This window comes from Streptomyces klenkii (assembly GCF_003626645.1).
GTDB classification, from domain to species: Bacteria; Actinomycetota; Actinomycetes; order Streptomycetales; family Streptomycetaceae; genus Streptomyces; species Streptomyces klenkii.
On the sequence record NZ_RBAM01000007.1, the window covers coordinates 284,798 to 304,634 of the forward strand.

Sequence of the window (19,837 nt, forward strand, 5' to 3'; positions counted from 1 at the left end):
TCCGGGCCCTTCGTGCCCGTCCGTCCGCAGGCAATTCCGTGCGGGCAATCGTGCGGGCACTTCCGCGTAGGTAATGGTGACCGACAGCAAAGGTGACCTGCCATGCTCGACCACCTCATCAGACGCGCCACCGTCATCGACGGCACCGGAGCCCCCTCGTACGCCGCCGACATCGGCATCCGGGACGGGCGCATAGCCCTGATCCGCCGCCGCTCGCCGTCCCCGGTGCAGGCCGGCGGCCGGGTGGGGGAGCGGGCCCGCACCGAGGAGGACGCCTCCGGCCTCGTCCTCGCCCCCGGCTTCGTCGACCCGCACACCCACTACGACGCCCAGCTCTTCTGGGACCCGTACGCGACCCCGTCCCTGAGCCACGGCGTCACCACGGTCGTCGGCGGCAACTGCGGCTTCAGCCTCGCGCCCCTGCACCCCGACCGGCCCGCCGACGCCGACTACACGCGGCGCATGCTGAGCAAGGTCGAGGGCATGTCGCTCGCCGCCCTGGAGGAGGGCGCGCCCTGGAACTGGTCGTCCTTCGGGGAGTACCTGGGCGCGCTGGACGGGCGGATCGCCGTCAACGCCGGGTTCATGGCCGGGCACTGCGCCCTGCGCCGCTGCGCGATGGGCCCGGACGCCGTCGGCGGGCAGCCCGACGCGAAGCAACTGCGGCACATGACGGCCCTCCTGCACGAGGCCATGGAGGCGGGCGCCTGGGGCCTGTCCACCACGCAGTCGTCCACCCACTCCGACGGCGACGGCCGCCCCGTGGCCTCCCGGCACGCGCGGCCCGCCGAACTGCTCGCGCTCGCGGCGGCCGTCGGCGAGCACGAGGGCACCCAGATCGAGGCGATCGTCGCCGGCTGCCTCGACCGCTTCGACGACGCCGAGATCGACCTGCTGACGGACATGAGCACGGCCGCCGGCCGCCCCCTCAACTGGAACGTCCTCACCATCGACGCCGCCGAGCCCGGACGCGTGCCCCGCCAGCTCGCCGCGAGCGAGCGGGCCCGCGCCGCGGGCGGCCGCATCGTCGCCCTGACGATGCCCATCCTCACGCCCATGAACATGTCCCTGGGGACCTTCTGCGCACTGAACCTCATCCCCGGCTGGGGCGAAATCCTCGCCCTGCCCGTGCCCCACCGCATCACCGCCCTGCGCGACACGGCCGTCCAGGCCGACATGCTGCGCCGCGCCCGCAGCCGCGAGGCGGGCGTCTTCCGCCGCCTGGCCGACTTCGCGCGCTACGTGATCGGTGACACGTACGCGAAGGAGAACGACGGCCTGACCGGGCGGGTGGTGGCCGACATCGCCGCAGAGCGCGGCCTGGATCCCTTCGCGTGCCTGGTGGAGATCTGCGCGGCCGACGAACTGCGCACCGTCCTGTGGCCGATGCCCACGGACAACGACCCCGCCAGCTGGGAGCTGCGCCGGAGCACGTGGGAGCACCCCGACGTGCTGCTGGGCGGCTCCGACGCGGGGGCGCACCTGGACCGGATGTGCGGAGCCCCGTACACGACGCGCTTCCTCGGCGACTGCCTGCGGGGCCGCAAGCTGGTGCCGGTCGAGCGCGCCGTGCAGATGCTGACGGACGACCCGGCGCGGCTGTTCGGCCTGCGCGGCCGCGGCCGCATCGCCGAGGGGTACGCGGCCGACCTCGTCCTCTTCGACCCCGGCCGCATCGACGCCGGCCCGGCCACGCTCGTCCACGACCTGCCGGGCGACGGGCCGCGGCTGGACTCGCGGGCGGTGGGCGTGGTGAGTGTACGGGTCAACGGAGTGGAGACGGTGCGGCACGACGTGATGACGGGGGCGCTGCCGGGGACGGTGCTGCGGTCGGGGAGGGACACGGAGACGGTCGGGACGGGAAATTTTCGAACCGGAAAATTCTGAATGCGGACAAAAGGGGTGGAGCTTCGGTTCTCGCACTACGGGGGAAGCCCCGGACGGCCTTGCTGTTACCGGTCGTAACGCATGAAGAGCCTTCGTTTGCCAGGTCAACTTGCCTGTAGTGTCGGGAAGTTCAAGGTCCAGTTTCTGGACTCGAAGGCTCCGGATGCGGAAACAGCACCACCTACCGTCCTGCCCATGGTTCAGGCAGACCCGCGGCCCCAGGCCGGAGACACGGTAGTGAGCGTCGCCGAGAGCACCGGCGCGCGCCAGGGCAAGGGCCTCAGCGGCAACTCCGTGGGCCTGCTGGGCAGTGCCGTCATCGGCATCTCCACCGTCGCCCCCGTCTACTGCCTGACCTCCACCCTCGGCCCCACCGCAGGCCAGGTCGGTGTCCAGATGCCCGCCGTCTTCCTCGCCGGCTTCCTGCCGATGCTGCTGGTCGCCTTCGCGTACCGGGAGCTGAACAAGGCCGTCCCCGACTGCGGCACGTCCTTCACGTGGACGGTGCAGGCGTTCGGGCCGCGCGTCGGCTGGATGTGCGGCTGGGGGCTCGTGATCGCCACGATCATCGTCCTGTCGAACCTCGCGGGCGTGGCGACGTCCTTCTTCTACCTCCTCCTCGGGCAGCTCACGGGCAGCGACGGTGTGGCCGCCCTGGACGGCAACCGTCCCGTGCACGTGGCGACGTGCCTCGCCTTCATCGCCGTGGCGACGGCCATCAGCTACCGCGGCATGACCGCGACGAAGGGCGTGCAGTACGCGCTGGTCGCCCTGCAACTCGCCGTCCTGGCCGTCTTCGTGGCGATGGCCCTGACCAAGGCCCGCTCGGGCGACCTGCCCGGCTCCATCGCCTTCTCCTGGACCTGGCTGAACCCCTTCGCCGTGCAGTCCTTCGCCGCCTTCACGGCGGGCCTCTCGCTGTCCATCTTCATGTTCTGGGGCTGGGACGCGTGCCTGACCGTCAACGAGGAGACGCAGGGCAGCGCGAAGACCCCCGGCCGGGCCGCGCTCCTCGCCATGGTCGTCCTCGTCGGCTCGTACCTGCTGACCGGCGTCGCCGCCCAGATGTTCGCCGGAACGGGTCAGGAGGGCACCGGCCTCGGCAACCCCGACACCGCCGGCAACGTCTTCGCCGCGCTCGCCGACCCGGTCATGGGCACGGCCCTGGGCGTGCTGCTGTTCGTGGCCGTCCTGGCCTCGGCCGCCGCCAGCCTCCAGACGACGTTCCTGCCCGTCGCCCGCACGGTGCTGGCCATGAGCGCCTACGAGGCCCTGCCGCCGTCCTTCGCCCGCATCCACCCGCGCTTCAAGTCCCCGGGCCGGGCCACGGTCGCCGCCGGCATCGCCACCGGCGTCTTCTACGCGGTCATGAGCTTCCTCAGTGAGAACGTCCTCATCGACACGATCTACGCCCTGGGGCTGATGATTTGCTTCTACTACTCGATCACGGCGTTCGCGTGCGCGTGGTACTTCCGCGGCGAACTGCGCCGCTCGGTGCGGGACGCCCTCTTCAAGGGCGTGTTCCCGGTGCTGGGAGGGGTCCTGCTGGCGGCCGTGTTCGGTAAGACGCTGTGCGACATGTGGGACCCGTCCTACGGGAGCGGCAGCTCGGTGCTGGGCGTCGGCTCGGTCTTCGTGATCGGCGTGGGGCTGCTGCTGGTGGGCGTCGTGCTGATGCTGGCGATGCGGCGCCGCAGCCCGGCGTTCTTCCGGGGCGAGGTGCTGACGCGGTCGACGCCGGCGCTGGTGGTGGAGGAGTAGGGCGGGCTGCGGCGCGGGCCCCGGCGCGGGCGGCGCCCGCACACTGTGCGCCTCTTGCGTACATCGTTCCGTCATGCGTACAGTGTTCGCATCGAGAGGGCGTCGTACGCAACGTCCGCAACGGGGTGGGAGCTGGCATGCCGAAGAACGTGAGCTGGGACGAGCAGGGCAACTGGGAAGCCAAGGGCGACTGGGGGACCAGGGACTCGGCGGGCAAGAAGCTGGACCTCGCCCACTGGCAGAACCGCCTCGACGTCCTGCGCGCCAAGCACCACGTCCCGGGCGCGTCCCTCGCGATCCTCGTGGACGGAACCGTCCACGAACTGGCCAGCGGTGTCCTCCACCGCGGTACGGGCGTGACGGCGACGACCGACTCGGTCTACCAGATGGGCTCGATCGCCAAGATCTACACGGCCACCCTGATCATGCGGCTCGCCGAATCGGGCCGGCTGGACCTGGACGCGCCGGTCATCGACGTGCTGCCGGAGTTCTCGGTCGCCGACCCCGAGGCCACCAGGGCGATCACCACGCGCCAGCTGCTCAGCCACACCAGCGGTCTCACCTGCGACTTCACTTACGACAGCGGGCGCGGCGACGACTGCCTCGCCAAGTACGTCGAGGCCGCGAAGGGCGTGGCGCTCGACTGCCCGCCCGGCACCGCGATTTCGTACAGCAGCGTCGGGTACAACGTGCTCGGCAGGATCGTCGAGGTGGTGACGGGCCAGGTCTGGGACGAGGCCCTGAAGGACCTGCTCCTCACCCCGCTCGGTCTCACGCACACGATGACGCTTCCCGAGGAGGCGCTGCGGTTCCGTGCGGCGATGGGGCACCTGGGCGAGGCGGGCCAGGACCCGGACCCGGCACCGTCCTGGGACCTGATGCCGCGCTCGGCGGGCCCCTACGGCAGGGTCATCGCCACTGCGGGGGACGTCGCGCGGCTCGCGCAGATGCACCTCAACGGCGGTGTGGCGCAGGACGGCACGCGCGTGCTCTCCGAGGAGACGGCCGCGCTGATGCAGCAGCGCGTGGTCGACTCCCCCGACAAGTGGACCGTCAGCGCGGACGGCTGGGGCCTGGGCTGGACCTTGTACGACTGGAACGGCGTCCAGGGATACGGGCACGACGGCGCCTCGATCGGGCAGTACGGCTATCTGCGCGTGGTGCCGTCGGCGGGCGTCGCGGTCGTGCTGCTCACCAACGGCGGCGGTGCGCGCGAACTGTACGCGGCGCTCTACCGGGAACTCCTCGCCGAGCTGGCCGGGGTGACGATGCCGGAGCCCTTCGCCCCGCCGGCCCGGCCGCCCGTGGTCGACTTCGCGCCGCTCGTCGGTACGTACCGGCGCGAGGGAGTGGTCATCACGGTGACCGAGCGGGACGGTGCGGGCCACGCGGTGTACGAGTTCGTCGACGGGATGAAGGACTTCTCCGAGCCCCTGGACATAGACCTGGTGCCGGTGACGGAGACGGTCTTCGCCGGCACCGGAGTGGGTGCGGCGTTCAGCGAGGACTACATGCCCGTGGTCTTCTCCACGCTGGAGGACGGCACGGCCTGCGTCTACATCGGCATGCGCTGCGGGCCCAAGGTCGCCTAGGGCGCCTAGGAGGGATGGCGGCCGGGAACGGCAGGGGGTGCGGGTGGAGGTGCGGGCGCGGGTTTCTCGCTGAAGTTGTCACATTCCACCGGTCCGATCCGTCATGGAAGTGATGGAAGGCAAGGACGGCGGCGGCAGCGGCAAGCACGCCGACGGGACACGGAGGATTTGATCATGACTGCTCGGATGAAGAACCCCGCGATGGTCCTGCCCGATGCTGTGAAGGGCATCCAGCACCTCCTCGGGGCCGTGCGGCAGAGCGGGGTCTCTCAGGAGGTCCTGGAGCTGGTCCACCTGCGGGCCAGCCAGATCAACGGCTGCAGCGCCTGTGTGTACGGGGGCGTGGCGAGCGCGAAGAAGGCAGGCATGAGCGACGACCGGCTGCACATGGTCGCGGCGTGGCAGGAGGCCCCGTTCTTCAGCGACGCCGAGCGTGCCGCGCTGGCCCTGGCCGAGGCGGCCACGCGGCTCGCCGACCACTCGGGCAAGGCCGTGCCGGACGAGATATGGGATGCGGCCGCTGACCACTTCGACGAGAAGGAGCTCGCCGCGATCATCCTCATGGTCGCCACGACGAACCTCTTCAACCGCCTCAACACGACGGTGGAGGAGCCGGCGGGGACGACCTGGGGCTAGGCCTTCTCAGGTGGCACGGGTCTGGCCTCCAACAGGGGGGAGGCCAGGCCTTCTCCCCGGCGGGGGCCGGGCTTCGTCCGCAGGTCGGGGCGGGGCTTTGTCCGCGGCTGGGGACAGGGTTCGTCCGCAGCTGGGGGCAGGCTCCGTCCGCGGCTGGGCTAGGCCTTGTCCAGGACGGCTTCGACGTCAACCGTGATGTCGATCATGTCGCCGACGACGACACCGCCCCGGTCGACCACGTCGTTCCAGCTCACGCCGAAGTCCTGGCGGTTGAGCCGGGTCGTGGCGGTGAATCCGGCCCTCCGCCGGGGGCCGGCGTCGCGGCCGTCCTCCCACCACGGGGTGTCCCACTGCCCCAGGTAGGTGACGTCGAACGTCACGGGGCGGGTCGTCCCCCGGATGGTGAGGTCCCCGGTGACCTCGAACTCGGTCGGGCTCGCCTGATGAACGGCCGTCCCGGTGAAGGTCCACTCCGGGTGGGTGTCGCAGTCGAAGAAATCCGCGCTGCGGAGGTGGGCGTCACGTTGTTCCTGGCCCGTGTACACCTGGGTCGCGTCGATCACGGCCTCCACGCGGGCCTTCTCCGGATCGTCGGGGTCGACTTCCAGCGAGCCGCGCACGTTCTTCAGCTGCCCGCGCACGTAGGTGACCATCATGTGCCGGGCACGGAATTCGGCGCCGGTGTGGCCGGGTTCGAAGAACCATCTGGTGATGCCCATGGCACCTCCCGGGCAGGGGCTTGCGCCCCTTCGGACCTGCCCCTTTCACCAGGATAGGCCGCCATGGAGCTCTCTGCGCCTCCGTGCGCCCTGGGCAGCGACGGCCTCTGCGCGCCGCGCCGGCCGTGGCCACGACCCGGACGACGCCTTCGTCGAAAGGAGATCCCTGACCATGGTGCTGACCGGGACGCTGCTGCTGTCGCTGTCGCTGTCGCTGTCGCTGTCGCTGTCGCTGTCGCTGCTGCTGTGGCTGTCGCCGCCGCTGCCGGTTGAAGTCCGGGCGCTGGTGCAGGCGCTGGTGCGGGGGCCGGGCCGGGGGCCGGTGCGGGCTTCAGGCCGCCGTCACCCGCTCCGTCAGGAAGTCCTCCCAGGTCCGCTGCCCGACCGAGGCGCCCTCCAGGGTCAGGTTCTCGCCCGCGCGGTAGGAGCGGCCGACCTTTCCCGGCATCCGGACGGGCAGCAGCATCCGGTGCTTGCCACGCGCCTGGAGGTAGCCGCGGCTCAGCTCGCCCAGGCCGTACACCTTCGGCCCGATGAGGTCGGGCACGAGGCCCGCCGGCCGGCCGAGGGCCAGTTCCACGAGGCGGGCGGCGACGTCGCGGGCGTCGACCGGCTGCCAGCGGAGGCCGCCCGGGGAGGGCACCACGGGCAGCTTCGCCATCTTCTCCACGACCGTCAGGGCCAGGTCGTGGAACTGGGCGGCCCGCAGCGTCGTCCACGGAATGCCGGACTCCGAAACGGCCTGCTCCGCGCCCAGCTTGGCCTTGAAGTAGCCCAGCGGCAGCTTGTCCGCCCCGATGACGGAGATGTACACCACGTGCTGCACACCGGCACGCTGCGCGGCCCGGACCAGGTGCCGCGTGGCCTCGTCGTCGCCCTTGGGGCCGCCCGCGAGGTGCAGGACGGTCTCGACGCCTTCCAGCGCGGCGTCGAGGCCCTCGCCCCGGAGCAGATCGGCGGCCACGTGCTCGATGCCCTCCGCCGGCTCGCCGCCGCGCCGGCTGAGCACCCGCACGGTGCGGCCGGCCTCCCGCAGGAGCGGTACGACGAGGCGGCCCAGCGTGCCCGTACCACCGGTGACCAGGACGGGTGCGGTCTTCGCGGTCATCTTCAGCGCCTCCCATGCGCTCGGCCGGGAGATGATCTCCTCGGTCTCTGCTCCTATGACCCGCAGCCGAAAAGGAATGTGACAGGTGGACGAGAAAACTTCTGTGACAGCGCGTTTCGAGGAACACCGGCCCCGGCTCAGGGCGGTCGCCTACCGGATGCTCGGCTCGATCGCCGAGGCCGACGACGCCGTTCAGGAGACCTGGCTGCGGCTGGACCGCACGGACGCCGCCGAGATCGAGAACCTCGGCGGCTGGCTGACCACGGTGGTGGGGCGCATCTGCCTGAACCTGCTGCGGTCCAGGGAACAGCGCCGCGAGGACCCCCTGGAGATACGGATCCCCGACCCGGTCATCAGCCGCGAGGAGAGCTCCGCCGACCCGGAGCAGGAGGCACTGCTCGTCGACTCGGTCGGCCTGGCCCTGCTCGTGGTCCTCCAGTCGCTGGGCCCTGCGGAGCGGCTCGCGTTCGTCCTGCACGACATGTTCCACGTGCCCTTCGACGACATCGCCCCGCTGATCGAGAAGACCCCGGCCGCCACCCGCCAGCTCGCCAGCCGCGCCCGCCGCCGCGTCCAGGGCCAGGCCCCGGCACCCGACCCCGACCTCGCCCGTCAGCGCGTCGCGGTCGAGGCGTTCTTCGCGGCCGCCCGCGACGGCGACTTCGAGGCCCTCGTCTCCGTCCTCGACCCCGACGTCATCCTGCGCTCCGACGGCGGCCCCGGCCGCGCCGCCCTCACGGTCGCCATCCGGGGTGCGAAGACGGTGGCCGCCCAGGCGACCACCTGGGGCAAGCTGTCCCCGTTCGTCCGCCCGGCACTCGTCAACGGCACCGCGGGGGTCGTGGTCGTCCCCCGGAACTGGAAGCAGCCGGTGTCCGTCATGGCCTTCACCGTCGTGGCCGGAAAGATCGTCGCCATCGAGGTCCTGGCCGACCCGGAACGGCTGGGCCGGGTCGACTTGTCGGTGCTGGAGGCCTGACCCCGGCCGTCGCGCGGCGGCAGCCCTAGTAGTCCCCCCTAGTAGTAGCCCTTCACCCCGTCGAGCAGTTCCCTCACGATGTCCGCGTGCCCCGCGTGGCGTCCGGTCTCCTCGACGAGGTGGATGAGCATCCAACGGAGGTTGGCGCCGCCGGAGTGGAAGCCGGGGTGGCGGCCGACGTCGTCCAGGGAGGCCGCCGCCACGATCTCGTTGCTCCGGGCGCACTGGGCCTCGTACTCCGCGAGCAACTGCTTCAGCGGGACACCCTCGGTGCGCCAGTCGGCGCCCTCGTCCGTCTCGTCAAAAGCCGGGTTCTGCGTCTTGTCGCCGCCGAGGAACAGCACCTCCAGCCAGGTGTGCTCCGTCCACCGCATATGGCTGATGATCCCGGCCATCGTCATCGCCGGCGAGGTCGGGATGACGGAACGGTGCGCGTCCGCCTCGCTCAGACCCTCGCACTTCCATCGCAGGATCTGCCGCTGGAGATCGAGCCATCCGATGAGCGCGGTGCGCTCGTCGGCCTGCAAGGGGGGACGGTCAAGTGAAGGTGCCATGCCTGCGGACGCTAGGGCACCCGGCCCGGGGTGTCGCCCGATTTTCGGCCGCCCACCCGCCGGGCGGCGGCGGACGACCGCCGCGCCCGGCGCACGCTGCCAGCTTGTTCTGACCTGTGCCCACCGGTTGCGTCTATCCCGCCCACCGGCCGGTCTTGACCTCGCGTATGAAGGACGACCACGCCGCGGACGGGGTGACGAAGGCGGGGCCGTTCTGCTGTTTGGAGTCGCGGACGGCGACGTTGTTGGTCAGCGCTGCGACCGAGATGCAGTTGGCGCCGTTGGCTGTGTTGCTGTAGGAGGACTTGAACCATGCTGATTTATAAGCCACTTCGAGAGTGGTTATGCAGATGTCAGTCGACATCGAGTTCCCTTGCTAGTCGGTGGAGGAATTCCGGGGTATTCACCGGTGCCAGGGCGCCTTCACGCATGGCGTCGAACCTCCGTCCGTAGGCACTGATTTCGCGCGGTTTGTCAGTCACAGTTGTGCCCAGTGCACTGTCCAGCATGACCGCGGGGCCGAGTTCGGCGTCGAAGTCCAGGATGACGAAGTCCGCCCCGGATCGGTATGTGACGAGCTTCTGCGGGAGGATCTGAACCGTCACGTGTTCGAGTGCGGCTACGCGTTCGATCTCCTTGTACTGCTCACGCATCACCTTCGGGCCGCCGATCACGCGACGCAGCGCCGTCTCGTCGAGAACGACCCGCAGTTCAGTCGGGTCCTCCCGGTACAGGATCTCCTTGCGCTTCATGCGGACCGCTACGTTCTCCTCGACGAACTCGGTCGTCCTTTCGTCGACGGCCTTCGCCGTCATGAACATGGATCGTGCGTAGTCCTCGGTCTGTAGGAGTGCGAAGACGACCTGCGAATGCCATGCGCGGAGAGTCGCGGCGTCGTTTTCCAGTCCTAGGTACAGCGCGGCCCCTGACGGTAGGTAGGTCTGGTGCGGCCTGTACCAGTCATGGCTGAGTGACTCGCGGTGCAGCATCAGCAGGTGGTCACGGTCGTCGGGGTCGGTGACCCCATAGAAGTCGAGCAGGTCTTCCAGGTCGCGGACGCGTGGCAGCTGGTTGTGCCCGGTTTCGACCCTGTTGAGCTTCGCCTCCGAGCTTTCGATGGCCGCCGCGGCTTCCTTGGTGCCGTATCCCTTCCTTTCCCGTAGGCGCCGGAGCTCCTTGCCCAACTCCCTCCGACGGAATGTCGGACCGCGTCGTGCCGCCACCTGTGAGCCCTCCTGAAGCTACTTCCTCGGCGCGACTCTGTTCCTCGCCGACGTGGACATGCTGCATCGCAGCCATGCGCAGTTACCCCTCGCAGCAGCCCTGTTGGGAGTCTCCCACTGTCTGTACCCACTTGGGCAAGCCATGCTCGGGGTCTGTCATATGCCACTTTGTATGACGGTGTCGATTGAGCTTGCGACAGAAAGAGTCGTCGCGGGACCGTGGTTCAGCAGCCGCTGAAACCCCTCTCACGTCGCTCGCGAAGGAGCCCACCCATGCCCCCATTCCCCCGCACCGCCCGCACCGGCGGAGGGAGCAGCTACGCACTCCCATCCGCCCAGCGAACTGGAATCGAGGCGGTGATCCGCGACGCCATCGCCATGGACCGCTGGCTTCCCGCGCCCAGCCGGGTCGACGAGATCACTCACCAGCTCCGCGCCTACATCACCGACGCGGTGACCGCCCTGGACGCGGACACCCGCGAGGAAGCCCTCGCCACCGTGCGGGAGGCGCGGCATCGACTCGGGCTGGTGACCGGGGACGGGTACACGTCTGCCGTTACGTACGCGCGAGGACTCGGGCTGGTGGCCAAGGAGCTGCGCGATCTCCGGCGGGGGCTGAAATGAAGGGGGCTTGGCGCGCGCTGCGCACCTGGTGGTGTCTGTACGGGCAGTTCTCCCGGCCCGTGCGTGCTCTCCGGCCGAGCCGGCGCCGGGCCCACGACGCCGTTCGTGCGCGTTACGCGGACCCGGGGTTTCTGGACGCGTCCCTGCGGCGGGTCGCCCTGCGTGTTCAAGTGATCCCGCTGCCGCACAGCAGCGGGCCACCTTTGCGGACGTCTCCGGTCGGCTGTACGTGCCGTTAGGGCTAGCGCTGCACGGGCAGCGTTGTTGCGCAGGCCGGGTCGGCGTTTGTCTGGGGGCAGTTGTTGCCGGTTGTGCTGGATGTGATCCGGTTGGTGAGGCGGGCGTTGCCTGTCGGTGGGGTGTCTACGCGTGCCGAGTAGCTGATCGTTGCCTTTCCGCCGGAGGGTAGGTCGCCCTGCCAGTGCAGGCCGGGGGACGAGAGTGAGGCCTTGCCGGTGTCGGCTGTTACGGAGGCGGGGTTGACCTTTGCGTCGTCCGTCACGCCGGACAGGTCGTCGGTGATGGCCGCGCCCGTGATCGGGGTGGTGCCGGTGTTGGTCACCGTCACGGTGTAGTGGACCGTGTCCCCGGGGCGGGCCGACGTCCGGTCGGTGGTCTCGGCGATTCTGATCGAGGTCGCCATGGTGTCGAAGGGGGCCGCCGGCACCATGGCCGCGCCGGTGATCACCCCCACGCCCACCAGGAAGGCGACGAGGGTCAGAACTCTGGGCAGACGATCAGGCAAGACGGGTCCCCTCTCCCTGCACGCATTCAGTGGGGAGATGGCTTGCACCGGACCATGACCGTTACCCGTAAACCGCCCCAAGGGGTGAAACGGTCCGCCCCTCTCACCTTTCGCCCAGGAACACCGGGTTCGTCATGGCCACCATCGGTCCCGGCATCCCCGGCGCCCCGCCGCCCGCTGCCGGATGCCGCACCTCTGCGCGTACGTATGCCGCGTACGAGGGCGTCGTCCGCCATTCGATCGCCCCGGCGCCGACCGCCGTCGTGAAGAGGGGGCCCTGGTCGGTGACGAAGGTCGCCGTGCAGTTCTCCGGGACTCCCGAGACCTCCAGCCGGGCCGTCACCGGTGTGTCCCGTCCCACCTCCAGCCGTTCGCCGATGCTCGCGTGCTTGCCGCGTCCCCCCGTGACCTCGAAGGACAGCTTCACCGCCGACGACTCCGCGATCCAGCTCCGGCCCGCCCTGATCCCCGCCTGGAGGGCTTGCCGCGAGAGGTCGTCCGCCAGGACCACCGTCTGGGGCAGGCCGACGACCTGGGGTTCGCGGTGGGCGTCGCTGTTGCCCATAGCGGGCAGCCAGCGACCGCCGTCGCGTACGGACGCGACCAGCATGGCGTCCCACGCCGCGATCGCCATCTCGTCGTCCGGCGTGTACGGGCCGTTCCACACCTCTACCGCGTCCGCGTCCTCGAAGCCGAACTTCCAGTTGCAGCCGACGCAGGTGGCGTACGGGTGGGCCGGGACGACGAGGCCGCCCGACTGCCGGATCCGGCGCGCGAAACGGCCGAACGCGCCGTCCCGGGCGCGGTAGCGCCAGTCGATGAAGACGCCGGGGTCGGTGCCGAGGGCGACGACGTGGCCGTTGCGCGTGGTGACCTCCTCTCCCGTGAGGACGAGGAGGTCGTCGCCCCACAGGCCCTCCCAGGCCGCGTGCGCCGACGTCGTGTTGTGCTCGGTGGTCGTGATCCAGTCCAGCCCGGCCGCCCGGGCCGCGGCGGCGATCTCGGCGGGGGTGCGCTTGCCGTCGGAGTGGACGCTGTGCAGGTGGTTGTCGCCCCGGTACCAGGCGCGGCCCCGGCCCCTCGCGCGCTGCGGCGGGTACACCGGCCGCGGGGTCGCGCCGGACGGCGCCGTCCCGCCCGGAGCTCCGGGCTCCGCCCTGTACCGCAGCGTCACCGTCACCTCGTACGCCAGGCCCTGCGGCGCGACCGTGTACGGGCCGAGGACCACGTGCCAGGTGCCGGGGCGCACCGGCCCCGGCAGATAGCCGGGCGTGGCCCGCTCGGCGCTGATCGCGAACTCGGTCCGCGCGCCCCCCGACCAGCCGCGGAAGCCCGCCCCGCCCAGCGCCGTGCCGCGCTCGTCGAAGATGCCGATGTCGCACGCGTTGCCCTGCGTGCCGGCGGGCACGGCCGGCCGGTCGTACGTGTAGGCGACGGCGATCTCGCGCACGCCGGGAGGCACTTCCACGGGCAGGTACACGTAGTCGGGGGCTCCGGCAGGCAGCCGCCCGGAGACCGTGCGGGTCACCGCCGGAGTGCCGGCCGCGCCGGCGTCCCTCGCGAACGTCACGGTATCGAGCGTAGGCACGCCCGCGGCCCCGGCAACAGCCGTCGCCGTCGTCATTCTGAGCAGGTCGCGCCGGCGCATGCGTCTCATCAGCGTCCGTCCTCCCGTGCATCCGCTGCGTCTGCCGTATCCACTGCATCCGCGGAAGGGTCCCTTGGGGGCACTGTTGTACGCCTCGATGGCGCGCAGGGGTACGGGGCCGGTCCGTGATTGCGACATTTGCGTGTCCGCCCCGCCCCGCCGAGGACCCGGCGGGCACGTTTGGGCTTACCGTGAGCCCCGGCCCCAGGCCCATTCCCACCCAGGTAGACGCCAAGGAGGTGCCGCCGCGTGCGGATCGCAACCACGGTCTTCCTCACCGACGAGACGATCAGCCCGGTCCGGCTCGCGAGCGAGCTGGAGCAGCGGGGTTTCGACGGGCTGTACCTGCCGCAGCACACGCACATCCCGGTCAGCCGGGAGACGCCCGCCCCGGCGGGCGACCCGCTGCCGCGCGAGTACGGCCGGGCCCTCGACCCGCTCGTGGCGCTGGGGCAGGCCGCGGCGGTCACCGAGCGGATCGGGCTCGGGACGGGCGTCCTGCTGGTCGCCCAGCACGACCCGATCGCGCTGGCCAAGCAGATCGCGACGCTCGACTTCCTCAGCGGCGGGCGTCTGACGCTGGGCATCGGGTACGGCTGGAACGTGGAGGAGGCCGCCGACCACGGCGTCGACTGGAAGACGCGGCGCGATCTCGTACGCGACCGGATGGCGCTGATGCGGGCGCTGTGGGCGGAGGAACCGACGGGCTACCGCGGCGAGTTCGGCGCGGTCAGCGCGAGCTTCGCGCACCCCAAGCCGCAGCGGACGCCGCGCTCGCGCGGGGCGGACGTGCCGCACCTCCTCGGGCCGCGCACGCTGATCGGGGGCGCGGCCGGGCCGAAGCTGTTCGCGCACGTCGCCGAGTACGCGGACGGCTGGATGCCGGTCGGCGGCAGCGGCCTCAAGGAGGCGATCCCGCAGCTGCTCCGGGCCTGGCAGGAGGCCGGGCGGCCGGGCGAGCCGCAGGTCGTGCCGTACGCGGTGCACCCGTCGGCGGGGAAGCTCGCGTACTTCGCGGAGCTGGGGCTGGCGGAGATCGTGGTGGGGCTGCCGTCGGCGGGGGAGGCGGAGATCCTGCGGGCGCTGGACGCCCACGCCGAGTTCCTGTGACGACGGACGGGCCCCGTACGCCCTGCACACCCCGTCCACTCCCCGCCCTCCCGGCGGAATCCTTTCGGAGGCTGCCTCCGGCTGGCGTGACCAGTTGCACACGAGTCACTACCCGGCCTCCTCCGGACGGCCCGTCAGCCGCTCGTATGCTCGGACAATGACTTCCACCCCGCAGCCCCCGCAGGGACCCGCACCGACCGCCAACGCCATGCGTCGCGCGCTCAAACGCGCCCGGGACGGCGTGGCGCTGGACGTCGCCGAGTCCGCCGTGCTCCTCCAGGCCCGTGGCGCGGACCTGGAGGACCTGTGCGCGTCCGCCGCGCGGGTGCGCGACGCGGGACTGGAAGCCGCCGGGCGCCCCGGCGTCATCACGTACTCGAAGAGCGTCTTCATCCCCCTCACCCGCCTCTGCCGCGACAAATGCCACTACTGCACCTTCGTCACCGTCCCCGGCAAGCTGCGCCGCGCGGGCGAAGGCATGTTCATGTCCCCGGACGAGGTCCTGGCCATCGCCCGCCGCGGCGCCGAACTCGGCTGCAAGGAAGCCCTGATCACCCTCGGCGACAAGCCCGAGGACCGCTGGCCCGAGGCCCGCGAGTGGCTGGACGCGCACGGCTACGACGACACCATCGCCTACGTGCGCGCCGTCTCCATCCGCATCCTGGAGGAGACCGGCCTGCTCCCGCACCTCAACCCGGGCGCCATGAGCTGGACCGACTTCCAGCGGCTCAAGCCCGTCTCCGCGTCGATGGGCATGATGCTGGAGACCACGGCCGAGCGGCTGTGGAGCGAGCCCGGCGGCCCGCACCACGGCTCCCCGGACAAGGAACCCGCCGTCCGGCTGCGCGTCCTGGAGGACGCCGGGCGCAGCTCCGTGCCGTTCACCAGCGGCCTGCTGATCGGCATCGGGGAGACGTACGAGGAGCGCGCCGAGTCGCTGTTCGCGCTGCGCCGCGTCTCCCGGGCCTACCACGGCATCCAGGAACTGATCATGCAGAACTTCCGCGCCAAGCCGGACACGGCGATGCGCGGCATGCCGGACGCCGAGCTGGACGACCTCGTCGCCACCGTCGCCGTCGCCCGGCACATCATGGGCCCCGCCGCGTGCCTCCAGGCGCCGCCGAACCTGGTGGCCGGCGAGTACGCCCGCCTCATCGGCGCGGGCATCGACGACTGGGGCGGCGTCTCGCCCGTCACTCCCGACCACGTCAACCCCGAGCGCCCCTGGCCGCAGATCGACGAGCTGGCCGCGCAGTCCGCCGCGGCCGGCTTCCGGTTGCAGGAACGACTCGCCGTCTACCCCGAGTTCGTGCAGCGCGGCGAACCCTGGCTCGACCCGCGCGTGCTGCCGCACGTGCGCGCCCTGGCCGACCCGGACACCGGGCTGGCGAACGAGCGCGCCGAGGTCAAGGGCCTGCCCTGGCAGGAGCCGGAGGACGTCTTCGTCCCCTCCGGCCGCACCGAGCTGCACCGGGCCATCGACACCGAGGGCCGCACCGCCGACCGCCGCGACGACTTCGACGACGTCTACGGCGACTGGGAGGCGCTGCGCGAGGCCGCCGCGCCGGGCATGGTGCCCGAGCGGATCGACGCGGACGTGCGCGAGGCGCTGCGGCAGGCCGCCGACGACCCCACCCGGCTCACCGACCCCCAGGCCCTCGCCCTCCTCCACGCCGACGGGCCCGCGCTCGACGCGCTCTGCCGCGTCGCCGACGACCTGCGGCGGGACGTGACCGGCGACGACGTCACGTACATCGTCACGCGGAACATCAACTTCACCAACGTCTGCTACACCGGCTGCCGCTTCTGCGCCTTCGCCCAGCGGCGCACCGACGCCGATGCGTACACCCTGTCCCTGGAGCAGGTCGCCGACCGGGCCGCCCAGGCGTGGGACGTCGGCGCGGTCGAGGTCTGCATGCAGGGCGGCATCCACCCCGACCTGCCCGGCACGGCCTACTTCGACATCGCGCGGGCCGTGAAGGAGCGGGTGCCGGGCATGCACGTGCACGCGTTCTCGCCGATGGAGATCGTCAACGGCGCGACCCGTACGGGCATGTCCGTACGGGAGTGGCTGGCCGCGGCGAAGGAGGCCGGGCTGGACACCATCCCCGGCACGGCCGCGGAGATCCTCGACGACGAGGTCCGCTGGGTCCTCACCAAGGGCAAGCTGCCCGCCGCCACGTGGATCGAGGTCGTCAGGACCGCCCACGAGCTGGGGATCCGGTCCTCGTCCACGATGATGTACGGGCACGTGGACCAGCCGCGGCACTGGCTCGGGCACTTCCGGCGGCTCGTCGAGATCCAGCGGGAGACGGGCGGCTTCACGGAGTTCGTCACGCTGCCGTTCATCCACACCAACGCGCCCGTGTACCTCGCGGGCATCTCGCGCCCCGGGCCGACCATGCGCGACAACCGGGCGGTCACGGCGATGGCCCGCCTGCTGCTCCACCCGCACATCACCAACATCCAGACGAGCTGGGTCAAACTGGGCGCGGAGGGGGCGGCGGAGATGCTCCGCTCCGGCGCGAACGACCTGGGCGGGACGCTGATGGAGGAGACCATCTCCCGGATGGCGGGCTCCTCGTACGGGTCGTACCGGTCGGTCCGGGACCTGGTCGCGATCGCGGAGGCGGCCGGGCGGCCGGCGCGGGCGCGGACGACGCTGTACGGGGAGGTCCCGGAGGAGCGGCAGGCGGCGGCGCTGGCCTCGGACGGGCATCTGCCCGAGCTGCTGCCGGTGTTGGAGGACTAGCGGCCGTTGCGGGGTGGGGCGGGGCGGGGTTCTCCGGTCAACGGGGCGTTCCGGATGTTGCCGTCTTGTCGAGATGCCTCGACAAGACGGCGACGTCGCGGCGTCTAGGGTGGCCCGCATGTCTTGGCCTCAGAACCCTCAGCAGCCCCACCTGCCGCAGCAGCCCCCGGAGGCCACGGCCGTCGACCAGCCGGCCGTGGCGCCGCCGCCCGGCGCGGTGCACGCCCAGCCCACGGTCTTCGCTCAGCCCGCGGTGCAGCCGCCGCCCGCTCCGGCGCCGAACGGCGGCGCCCACGCCCAGGCGACCGTCTTCGCCCAGCCCGCCGTGCAGCCGCCCCACCCCGGTGGCGCCGGGGCCGTGCCCCCGCCGCCTCCGCCGCCGGGCGGCTGGACGGCGCCCGCACCGGCCCCCGCGCCCGCTCCCGTACCGCCGAGCGGCGGTGGCGGTGGCGGCGGGAAGAACAAGACGCTGCTCGCCGTCGTCGGCGGCGTCGTGGCCCTCGCCGTCATCGGCGGCGGCGCGTTCTTCCTCCTCAAGGGCGGGGACGACGGCAAGAAGGACGACAAGGCGGGCGGCGCGTCGCAGGCCTCCGGCGCCCCGGCGCCGGGAAAGCAGCAGGAGCAGCCGAAGCAGTCCGGCCCGGACGCCGCCGGTGCCCCCGCCGCCCCGCCCGCCGGCTGGCAGACGCAGAGCAGCAAGGAGCACAAGCTCCAGTACGACGTGCCCGCCGCGGGGGAGAAGTGGAAGGTCTTCCCGCAGGACACGATGCTCGCGTACACCGACGCCTCCGGTAAGCCGCAGATCTCGATGCGCGACACCGCCAACTACAGCGAGGGCGGCTGCGCTTCGTCCGCCAACCCCAACGCCATCGGCGAGGCGGGCAAGGGCCAGCTCGCGACCGTCGGCACGGCCGGCGGCGACGCGTCCCTGAGCATCCAGGACAACGCCCGCAACTGGGCGGGCAACTGGGGCGTCTTCGCGTACGGCGGCCTGGGCAACAAGCCCAAGATCGAGGTCAGCCAGGCCAAGCCCTGGAAGCAGAACGGCATCGACGGCTGGACCGCGACCGCCAAGGTCAAGGTCCTCAACCGCCCGAGCCCGTGCGTGCCGCCCACCGCCATCGTCAAGAGCATCGTGTGGAAGCTCCCCAGCGGCGAGTTCAGCAGCTGGATCATGTACGCCGACCAGGGCGTCTCCGGCGCGCTGCCGGAGTCCCGGATCGACGAGATCATGAAGACCGTCCGTCCGCTCAAGGGCTGAGCCGGGGGGTCCGGGAAATCCTGGAAATCCGGGGAAACCGGAACATCCGGGGAAACAGAGAAAAGGGGCCGGTCCGACCATGACCACCACCGCACTGTGGAGCCGGGCGCAGCAGCAGGACTTCCGCGCCCGGGTCCGCGGCTGCCTGCTCGGCGGGGCGATCGGTGACGCGCTCGGCGCGGGCATCGAGTTCCACTCGCTCCACGCGATCCGCGAGGCGCACGGGCCCGCCGGCGTCCGCGACTACGTACCGGCCTACGGGCGGCGCGGCGCGGTCACCGACGACACGCAGATGACGCTGTTCACCGTCGACGGCCTGATCCGCGCGGAGATTCGGCGTGACGCGGGCGCCTGGCAGGCGCCCGCGGACGTGCATCGCGCGTACCTGCGCTGGCGGGCCACCCAGCGCTACCAGGGCCCTGATCTGCGCGACCCCTCCCTCGGCCGGCTCGGCCGCCAGGAGTGGCTCTACTCGCAGCGGGCGCCCGGCAACGCCTGCCTGTCCGGGCTGGCGGACGACCGGATGGGCACCCTCGCCGCGCCTAGGAACCCGGAGTCCAAGGGCTGCGGCACGGTGATGCGGTCGGCGCCGTTCGGCCTGCTGGTCGACCGGGAGCCGGCGCAGGTCTTCCACCTCGCCGCCGAGTGCGCCGCCCAGACCCACGGCCACCCCTCGGGCGTCCTGGCGGCGGCCGCCTTCGCGGCCATCGTGCACGGCGTCGCCCGCGGCGGGACCCTGGAGGGCTCCGTGCACCAGGCGCTCGGCCTGCTGGCGGGGTGGTCCGGGAACGAGGAGACCACGGCGGCGCTGCACCAGGCGCTCGACGCCGTACGCCAGGGCGCGCCGTCGGCCGAGCGGCTCGAAGCGCTCGGGCAGGGCTGGGTGGCCGAGGAGGCCCTCGCCATGGGCGTGTACTGCGCGCTGGTTGCCGAGGACATCCGGCACGGGCTGCTGCTCGCCGTCAACCACAGCGGCGACTCCGACTCCACCGGTTCGCTCTGCGGCAACCTGCTGGGCGCGCTGCACGGCGAGACCGCGCTGCCGGCGGACCTGCTGGCCGAGCTGGAAGGGCGGGCCGAGATCGCCGAACTCGCCGACGACTTCGCCATGGAGCTCACCCAGGGCGCACAACTGCACGGCCCGGGCGTGGTCTCCACGGCGTGGACGGAGCGCTACCCCACGACGTAGGGGGAGTCCCTGCGACGTAGCGGGAGTCCCCACGAGGTAGCAGGACTTG

The 19,837-nt window shown here is 71.6% G+C and carries 17 protein-coding genes; 10 read left to right on the forward strand and 7 right to left on the reverse strand.

Going from position 1 to position 19,837, the window contains the following annotated elements:
* Window positions 1-102 precede the first annotated feature (102 nt).
* The 4 genes from D7231_RS18930 (at window position 103) to D7231_RS18945 (ending at window position 5,876) form a co-directional block, all read left to right on the forward strand.
* The gene (locus D7231_RS18930; RefSeq protein ID WP_120756640.1) at window positions 103-1,887 is read left to right on the forward strand and encodes an N-acyl-D-amino-acid deacylase family protein; all 1,785 of its coding nucleotides are present in this window, start codon (window positions 103-105) and stop codon (window positions 1,885-1,887) included.
* A gap of 195 nt (window positions 1,888-2,082) precedes the next feature.
* Window positions 2,083-3,648 carry an APC family permease gene (locus D7231_RS18935; protein ID WP_120756641.1) on the forward strand — a complete coding sequence of 522 codons (1,566 nt, stop codon included), beginning with the start codon at window positions 2,083-2,085 and terminating at the stop codon, window positions 3,646-3,648.
* Window positions 3,649-3,785: 137 nt separating this feature from the next.
* A complete protein-coding gene (locus D7231_RS18940) occupies window positions 3,786-5,240 on the forward strand; it encodes a serine hydrolase domain-containing protein (RefSeq protein WP_120756642.1) in 1,455 nt (484 codons plus the stop codon).
* A 174-nt stretch (window positions 5,241-5,414) separates the two neighbouring features.
* Window positions 5,415-5,876 carry a carboxymuconolactone decarboxylase family protein gene (locus D7231_RS18945; protein ID WP_120756643.1) on the forward strand — a complete coding sequence of 154 codons (462 nt, stop codon included), beginning with the start codon at window positions 5,415-5,417 and terminating at the stop codon, window positions 5,874-5,876.
* Between the two features lie 158 nt (window positions 5,877-6,034).
* Here D7231_RS18945 and D7231_RS18950 read toward each other — a convergent pair whose 3' ends face one another.
* Both D7231_RS18950 and D7231_RS18960 read right to left on the reverse strand, forming a co-directional pair.
* The gene (locus D7231_RS18950; protein WP_120756644.1) at window positions 6,035-6,595 is read right to left on the reverse strand and encodes a YceI family protein; all 561 of its coding nucleotides are present in this window, start codon (window positions 6,593-6,595) and stop codon (window positions 6,035-6,037) included.
* Between the two features lie 331 nt (window positions 6,596-6,926).
* Window positions 6,927-7,703 (reverse strand): SDR family oxidoreductase, encoded by a 777-nt coding sequence (locus tag D7231_RS18960; RefSeq protein ID WP_120756646.1) that lies wholly within the window; start codon window positions 7,701-7,703, stop codon window positions 6,927-6,929.
* Window positions 7,704-7,806: 103 nt separating this feature from the next.
* On the opposite strand from D7231_RS18960, the gene D7231_RS18965 reads away from it, so the two are divergent.
* Window positions 7,807-8,682: a sigma-70 family RNA polymerase sigma factor gene (locus tag D7231_RS18965; RefSeq protein WP_277875619.1), complete on the forward strand. Its 876-nt coding sequence runs from the start codon at window positions 7,807-7,809 to the stop codon at window positions 8,680-8,682.
* Between the two features lie 38 nt (window positions 8,683-8,720).
* On the opposite strand, the gene D7231_RS18970 is transcribed toward D7231_RS18965, so the two are convergent.
* The 3 genes from D7231_RS18970 to D7231_RS18980 all read right to left on the reverse strand — a co-directional run bounded on the left by D7231_RS18970 (window position 8,721) and on the right by D7231_RS18980 (window position 10,459).
* A complete protein-coding gene (locus tag D7231_RS18970) occupies window positions 8,721-9,236 on the reverse strand; it encodes a DinB family protein (protein WP_120756648.1) in 516 nt (171 codons plus the stop codon).
* Between the two features lie 133 nt (window positions 9,237-9,369).
* On the reverse strand, window positions 9,370-9,600 hold the full coding sequence (locus D7231_RS18975; RefSeq protein ID WP_199739409.1) for a DUF397 domain-containing protein: 231 nt from the start codon (window positions 9,598-9,600) through the stop codon (window positions 9,370-9,372).
* Complete coding sequence (locus D7231_RS18980) at window positions 9,590-10,459, reverse strand: helix-turn-helix domain-containing protein (RefSeq protein WP_120756650.1); 870 nt, start codon at window positions 10,457-10,459, stop codon at window positions 9,590-9,592. The genes D7231_RS18975 and D7231_RS18980 overlap by 11 nt, the downstream gene beginning before the upstream one ends.
* 273 nt (window positions 10,460-10,732) lie before the next feature.
* Between D7231_RS18980 and D7231_RS18985 the strand changes: the two genes are divergently transcribed.
* Complete coding sequence (locus D7231_RS18985) at window positions 10,733-11,083, forward strand: DUF6415 family natural product biosynthesis protein (protein WP_147449761.1); 351 nt, start codon at window positions 10,733-10,735, stop codon at window positions 11,081-11,083.
* A 241-nt stretch (window positions 11,084-11,324) separates the two neighbouring features.
* Here D7231_RS18985 and D7231_RS18990 read toward each other — a convergent pair whose 3' ends face one another.
* Together D7231_RS18990 and D7231_RS18995 are read right to left on the reverse strand one after the other, a co-directional pair.
* On the reverse strand, window positions 11,325-11,828 hold the full coding sequence (locus D7231_RS18990; RefSeq protein ID WP_147449762.1) for a DUF7927 domain-containing protein: 504 nt from the start codon (window positions 11,826-11,828) through the stop codon (window positions 11,325-11,327).
* Between the two features lie 103 nt (window positions 11,829-11,931).
* Window positions 11,932-13,476 (reverse strand): CehA/McbA family metallohydrolase, encoded by a 1,545-nt coding sequence (locus D7231_RS18995; RefSeq protein ID WP_199739416.1) that lies wholly within the window; start codon window positions 13,474-13,476, stop codon window positions 11,932-11,934.
* A gap of 249 nt (window positions 13,477-13,725) precedes the next feature.
* Here D7231_RS18995 and D7231_RS19000 point away from each other — a divergent pair, with 249 nt between their 5' ends.
* The 4 genes from D7231_RS19000 to D7231_RS19015 all read left to right on the forward strand — a co-directional run bounded on the left by D7231_RS19000 (window position 13,726) and on the right by D7231_RS19015 (window position 19,788).
* Complete coding sequence (locus tag D7231_RS19000) at window positions 13,726-14,586, forward strand: TIGR03619 family F420-dependent LLM class oxidoreductase (RefSeq protein WP_120756653.1); 861 nt, start codon at window positions 13,726-13,728, stop codon at window positions 14,584-14,586.
* Window positions 14,587-14,743: 157 nt separating this feature from the next.
* The gene (locus tag D7231_RS19005) at window positions 14,744-17,338 is read left to right on the forward strand and encodes a bifunctional FO biosynthesis protein CofGH (RefSeq protein ID WP_120756654.1); all 2,595 of its coding nucleotides are present in this window, start codon (window positions 14,744-14,746) and stop codon (window positions 17,336-17,338) included.
* 118 nt (window positions 17,339-17,456) lie between these two features.
* Window positions 17,457-18,599 carry a DUF8017 domain-containing protein gene (locus tag D7231_RS19010; protein WP_241999809.1) on the forward strand — a complete coding sequence of 381 codons (1,143 nt, stop codon included), beginning with the start codon at window positions 17,457-17,459 and terminating at the stop codon, window positions 18,597-18,599.
* 79 nt (window positions 18,600-18,678) lie between these two features.
* The gene (locus D7231_RS19015) at window positions 18,679-19,788 is read left to right on the forward strand and encodes an ADP-ribosylglycohydrolase family protein (RefSeq protein WP_120756655.1); all 1,110 of its coding nucleotides are present in this window, start codon (window positions 18,679-18,681) and stop codon (window positions 19,786-19,788) included.
* Window positions 19,789-19,837 lie beyond the last annotated feature (49 nt).

Bases quoted from the DNA above. Each gene is read 5' to 3' on its own strand.
- D7231_RS18945 (WP_120756643.1), top strand. From the start codon at position 5,415: ATGACTGCTCGGATGAAGAACCCCGCGATGGTCCTGCCCGATGCTGTG.
- D7231_RS18975 (WP_199739409.1), bottom strand. From the start codon at position 9,600: ATGTCGACTGACATCTGCATAACCACTCTCGAAGTGGCTTATAAATCA.
- D7231_RS19005 (WP_120756654.1), top strand. From the start codon at position 14,744: ATGACTTCCACCCCGCAGCCCCCGCAGGGACCCGCACCGACCGCCAAC.
- D7231_RS18950 (WP_120756644.1), bottom strand. From the start codon at position 6,595: ATGGGCATCACCAGATGGTTCTTCGAACCCGGCCACACCGGCGCCGAA.
- D7231_RS19015 (WP_120756655.1), top strand. From the start codon at position 18,679: ATGACCACCACCGCACTGTGGAGCCGGGCGCAGCAGCAGGACTTCCGC.
- D7231_RS19010 (WP_241999809.1), top strand. From the start codon at position 17,457: ATGTCTTGGCCTCAGAACCCTCAGCAGCCCCACCTGCCGCAGCAGCCC.
- D7231_RS18940 (WP_120756642.1), top strand. From the start codon at position 3,786: ATGCCGAAGAACGTGAGCTGGGACGAGCAGGGCAACTGGGAAGCCAAG.
- D7231_RS18985 (WP_147449761.1), top strand. From the start codon at position 10,733: ATGCCCCCATTCCCCCGCACCGCCCGCACCGGCGGAGGGAGCAGCTAC.
- D7231_RS18970 (WP_120756648.1), bottom strand. From the start codon at position 9,236: ATGGCACCTTCACTTGACCGTCCCCCCTTGCAGGCCGACGAGCGCACC.
- D7231_RS18930 (WP_120756640.1), top strand. From the start codon at position 103: ATGCTCGACCACCTCATCAGACGCGCCACCGTCATCGACGGCACCGGA.
- D7231_RS18960 (WP_120756646.1), bottom strand. From the start codon at position 7,703: ATGACCGCGAAGACCGCACCCGTCCTGGTCACCGGTGGTACGGGCACG.
- D7231_RS18935 (WP_120756641.1), top strand. From the start codon at position 2,083: ATGGTTCAGGCAGACCCGCGGCCCCAGGCCGGAGACACGGTAGTGAGC.
- D7231_RS18995 (WP_199739416.1), bottom strand. From the start codon at position 13,476: ATGCGCCGGCGCGACCTGCTCAGAATGACGACGGCGACGGCTGTTGCC.